Here is a 3,303-nt window from a genome sequence, read left to right as displayed (position 1 = left end):
TCGGGCGCTCCTCGACCAGCAACAGCCCGGCGATGATGTGGCTCATCGCCATCTGACCGAAGGCCTTGAACGGATCGGCGCCGGTCTCTGAGGGCATCAGCGCGGCGATGCGGCTGGCCAGTTCGGTGTGGCGACCAAAGGTGGCCATCGGATCGATGCGGCAGGAGTGCTCCGGGAAAGCGGGATGGAAGGCGGCGAATTTCTCCGGGCGACCGGCCAGCACACAGGCGCGCTCGGCATTGTCGCGCAGTTCGCGGTCGCCCTTGGGATCGATGATCAGCACCGCCTCACCGCGCAAGACGGCCTGGCTGATCAGCAGATCGAACAACCGGGTCTTGCCGGCGCCGGTGGTGCCGACCACCAGCAGGTGGCCTTCCATGGTGGTGAGTGGCGCAGCGAGGTCGTCCTCGCGCGGCGCCAGGCCATGCAGCCAGTGCGCGCCGATCGCGGTGGTTGAGATCGGGGTCAGTCGCGAGGGGCCGATCCGCAGCAGGTCGTGCGCAAGCTGCGCCTGATCGCGCTCCCACTCGAAGCCGCGGCCGAGCCAGAGCTGGCCCTGGAACTGCTCTGTGGTCGCGGCCAATTCGGCGACGGTGACGAAGGTCTGCACCCGTCCGCTCAGATTCGCGTGCAGGGCGCGCAGGCGCAAGGCGCCGGGCAGCCAGCTCAGGGCCATGAGCAGCGCCAACAGGGCGAAGAGCCGGAAGGCACCCGGATGCAGCTGCCAATGGCCGGCGCTGGCAAAGGAAAAGGCGGCGAGCAGGAGCCAGAACCCGACGGCAACGGCTTCATGATTGGACCGCCAGGGGTTCTGATAGCGCTGCATCAGCGCTGGACCTCGATGCGCTGATGGGCGCCGAGCCGAAAGCGCGGGTCTGTGAGCAGGCGCTGGCGCAGGCTGTAGACGCCGAGGCCGTGGCGTTTGGCCAGTGCTTTGAGCGCGGTGCTATCGAGCACGAGCACTTGGCTGCCATCACCGGGGCCGTGCTCGCGCTCGAGGTCGGCAAGGATGGCGGGGATCAGCGGTGGCTTGTCGGCGGGTTCTTCTGGGTTGGCTGGTATGCTCGGATGTTGCTCGGTCGTCCTATGACCCGCAGCGGTTGCTGGCCGGTTGGGAGATGTCTGGAGACGTGAATGTGTGGGTACGGCGGTCGGTGCCGTTGTTGGTGTCGATGACAGCGGCACTGCGGATGGTGCGGAGGTTTTCGAATGGGGCTCGACGGCGGTTTGACCTGAGCGCGCCTCCTGCAGCAACAACCGCAACCGTGCGGACACTTCGGCGGTCAACACCAGCCAACGTGCTCCATCATGCTCACGCACCCGACGCATCGGGGTTCTGGGGTCCGGCTCCAGGGCGCCTTCCGCACTGAGCGCCTCTGCCGCCTGGGTCGGCTCCCAGCCGGTGGCCTTGAACCAGTCTGGGTAAGACAGCCAGAGGAGATCATCACGCCAAGCCAACAGGTGTGCACGAGCTGCCGACGGGGCCGCATCCATCAGGTGGGCCATCAGCTGCGCGCTGCCAGGACCGTGATCGGTGAGCCAAAGACGGGCCGCCGCGCAGGCATCGCTGTGCGACGAAACCTGCCCTGCGGCCGATGGTAGCGTGTTTGCTGACACGGAGGCGAACGCTGACGTTGATGCGGAGCCAGACACGGGTACTGATTCACCAGGGACACTGAGCGTGCCCGCTTCGGGATCACGATACGGGCGCTGCAAACCGCTTGATGACGTTGGCCTACTGTCCAAGCCAGACGTATCCTTGTCCCCATTGTCCCGATCAGACACCGTGCTGCAGGCTTCTGCGGATTCCCCAGCACTCGCCGCATCGGACAGCTCACCAACCTCGTTCTGACCAGTCTCATCAGCGTCTGGCGCCATCGCCTCAGAGCGCGACGTCTCTGCGGCAGCCGCTTCGCCAACCTCACTACGCGCCACCAGATCCACAGCGGCCGGGGCACCATGCGGAAAGAGTAGCTCCGGACTCTGCAGCCGCAGCAGGGTGAGCATGATCGGTTTCGCTCCCGCCGATGACAGGAGCGCCGGTGCCAGCCGCCAGATCGCCTGCCGACCGACGGTATCCACGCGAGCCACCGCCAGCCCCCGCTCGAGCAGCAGCTCAGCGATGCTCTGCGGATCGCGCGGAATCCCCGGGATGCGTTCGGCGGCAAGTAGTTCGGTGATATCGCGCGCCGCAGCCGGCCAGACCAGATGCAGACCCGCATCGCGCAACAACCAGACCCGCGCACCAGGCACATTGACCTGCCAACGCCCGTCGTGCAGCAGCCGGCGCATGGCATCGAGCAGGTAGCGATCGACCGGCACCCCGACGGCGGTATCGATCGGCGCGATGCGTTGCTCACGCAGATCCCGCTCGACGCTGTGGCGGTCAGCCTGGCGCACCAGTTCGACCAGCACGCTGCTGTGAGGAACACCGGTCACGGCAGCGACCAGCCCACTGTAGAGTCCAGGGTCGGGATCGGAGAGCCAACGCTCGACCCGGCTCGGCAGCAGGCGCTTCAGCGCGATCAGATTGAACACCTCATGACCGTTGTGCGTGCGTTGCTCTCGCCAGCGCAAAAAATAGCGCTCAAGACCGTGGCGGCTGGCCCAGTCGGCCAGATCCTCATCGATTGGCGACCAGGTGGTGCGCCCGTCGCGATCGGTCGCGGCGACATCGACCAACGCCTTGCCACTATCGTGCAGCAGACCGCCGAGGGCGGCGGCGGCACGCAGGCGCGGCTCCAGGCGCCGCTGCTCGACGCGCGGACGATCGAGTCCGACCATGACGCCGCGACTGGCCCGTGCGGCATGGAAGGCGACCTCCAGGCCATGGCGATAGAGTCCGCCGGCGCCGCGATGATGATGCACCTCGCTGGCCGGGATCAGATGCACGAAGGCGGCATAGCGTTGGATCACCGGGGCGATGTAGGTGGCCCAGCGCTCCGTGCCGTCGTCCTCGTCGTCGCCAAGCGCCAGCTCCCGGCGCAACCGCGCGATCAGCTCGGCCTGGGTGGCGATCAGCCGCTCCAGTGGCGGCAGCGGCAGGCCCTTGAGGAAGGGTGGGTAGCGTGGAATCTCTTCATCCAACACCGCTGGCGCTGACACTGACGCTTTGATCCCTACTGGCTCTGAGTTCGACAGTGGCTCCGGCTCGACCTGACCTCCATGCTCGGTCACCGCTGTTGACGCCGCAACCGTCGGCATCGATTCGACCGGTGCCAACCGCGAGTCAGACGGCTCTGGGATGACCGTCATCTGGCGTAAGCGGTGCAAGAGACTCATGACGGTTCCGAAGAGGCATCA

At 66.6% G+C, this 3,303-nt stretch carries 2 protein-coding genes; both read right to left on the bottom strand.

Translation table 11 applies throughout. The annotated features are described in order from the left end of the window. On the bottom strand, nt 1-826 hold an 826-nt coding region (locus tag ACLFQI_RS12825), incomplete at its 3' end, for a helicase HerA domain-containing protein (RefSeq protein ID WP_410759893.1). Continuing rightward, nucleotides 826-3,105 (bottom strand): MobH family relaxase, encoded by a 2,280-nt coding sequence (gene mobH / locus ACLFQI_RS12820; RefSeq protein ID WP_410759892.1) that lies wholly within the window; start codon nt 3,103-3,105, stop codon nt 826-828. The genes mobH and ACLFQI_RS12825, both read right to left, overlap by 1 nt. Nucleotides 3,106-3,303 lie beyond the last annotated feature (198 nt).

Source organism: Halochromatium sp. (genome assembly GCF_046541315.1).
Taxonomy (GTDB): domain Bacteria; phylum Pseudomonadota; class Gammaproteobacteria; order Chromatiales; family Chromatiaceae; genus Lamprobacter.
The sequence above is the reverse complement of the archived record's forward strand: the minus strand, read 5'-3'. Positions and strand labels throughout refer to the sequence as shown.